This window comes from Caloranaerobacter sp. TR13, assembly GCF_001316435.1.
Classification (GTDB): Bacteria; Bacillota; Clostridia; order Tissierellales; family Thermohalobacteraceae; genus Caloranaerobacter.
In genome coordinates this window covers 1-1424 of the sequence record NZ_JXLL01000046.1, presented here as the reverse complement: position 1 = coordinate 1424, position 1424 = coordinate 1, and the positions used below count along the sequence as shown (strand labels likewise).

The window sequence follows — 1424 nt, the reverse complement described above, 5'->3', positions numbered from 1 at the left end:
CCTATATCCATTACGAAAATTATATTTGAAATTATTCATAACTTAATATGGAATATAATTTTCTATGGATTATAAAAAATTAAAGTGATTTGAAAATAATAAGCATGAAAAACAATAAATACCAGTAAATATATGTAAAAAATCTGATATAATTATGTTAGAGAAAAAGTTTTTATTTTTAAATATTATATAAAGGTGCTAAAAAATTGATTAAGGTAATATGCTTTTGTTTAAGTACGCAGCTATCAGGAAACAGATGTTAAAATGGGTTAGCTGTTAGTTAGTATATGTAATTAATAATGGACAATTAACAATTCCAAAATATTAGTTCTTAAATATAGTTATTAGCTGTCAGCTGATAGTATCGATTAATGCTTGTTGATTCTACTGGTTATTAACTAAACTGAAGGAGATGTAATATAGATGGATTTAATAATATATCAGGTTGATTCATTTGCGGACAAGCCTTTTTGTGGTAATCCAGCTGGTGTTGTGCCTGATTCGAAAGGGTTAAGAAGTCATGAGATGCAGAAAATAGCTGCTGAAATGAATCTTTCTGAAACTGCTTTTGTCATACCTATAGATAAAAGTAATTTTGAGGTTAGATTTTTTACTCCACAATGTGAAGTTGATTTATGTGGACATGCTACAATAGCTGCATTTTATACTCTAGCTAAAAAAGGTTATATTAAAGCTAAAGAAAATGGAATAATTAGAGTAATACAAAAAACTAAAGTAGGGGAATTACCAGTAAAAATATTTTTTAATAACGGAAAAGTACAAAAAGTTATGATGCAGCAGGGAAGTCCAAAATCTTATGGTATAGTAGATGATTTAGATAGTATTAGTGAGTTTATGAATATAGATAGTAGTTTAATAGGCTTGAAAGATTTTGATTTAAAGCCAGAAATAATTTCTACAGGTTTAAAAGATATTATTATTCCGGTTAGAAGTAAAAAAATTTTAAATAATCTCAAAATTAATTTTGATAAATTAAAAAAATATACAATAGAGAAAGATATAATCGGTATACATGTATTTAGTGTAAACAGTAGTCAAAATATTGAAGAAGTGTATTGTAGAAATTTTGCTCCAGCAGTTGGTATAAAAGAAGAAGCAGCTACAGGTACGTCTAATGGAGCTTTGATATATTATTTAAAGAAAAATAAATTATTAAAAGGCAATAGTATTATGGCATATCAAGGAGAAACATTAAATAGACCGAGTCAAATTTATTGTGAGATTATAGAAAAAGATAATAATTATGTAGTATATGTTGGTGGTAGAGCTAAAATTGTTTTAGAAGGCATTATTACAATATAGTTAGAGATTGTTCATAAAGTAGTAATCCTCTAGTATTTACTATTTGTCTCAAAAATTTTCACCTAGTTTTTTTCAACTAAATTCTTTCAAGCATTCGCTTT

The 1424-nt window shown here is 26.3% G+C and carries 1 protein-coding gene; it reads left to right on the top strand.

The features are described from left to right. The first annotated feature begins 423 nt into the window (after positions 1-423). The gene (locus TR13x_RS10800; protein ID WP_054871945.1) at positions 424-1323 is read left to right on the top strand and encodes a PhzF family phenazine biosynthesis protein; all 900 of its coding nucleotides are present in this window, start codon (positions 424-426) and stop codon (positions 1321-1323) included. Positions 1324-1424 lie beyond the last annotated feature (101 nt).